1 protein-coding gene is annotated in these 232 nt (G+C 23.7%); it reads left to right on the top strand.

All coding sequences use genetic code 11. The annotated features are described in order from the left end of the window. Positions 1–15 precede the first annotated feature (15 nt). A partial coding sequence (locus SB660_RS24120) for an FtsX-like permease family protein (protein WP_410585168.1) occupies positions 16–232 on the top strand: 217 nt, incomplete at its 3' end.

A 232-nucleotide genomic window follows, 5' to 3' on the forward strand; every position in this document is an offset into this window, starting at 1 on the left:
ATTAATTTAATCCTTCTGATTCAACAGAATAAGAGATTGAAAAAATTTGCGGTTCATTTATTGAATGGAGCAACGAAAAAGCAAATAATTCAACAGTTTTTAGTTGAAATAAGTATTATAACTTTTATTTCATATATAATGAGTATCCTGATTCTTCAGTATTATTTAAGGATTGGTGGAATTAATATCTATATTTATCTATTCGTAATGTCCTGCTTATTATTAATATTAT

The organism is Bacillus sp. SIMBA_005 (genome assembly GCF_046535585.1).
Lineage (GTDB): Bacteria > Bacillota > Bacilli > Bacillales > Bacillaceae > Bacillus > Bacillus pumilus.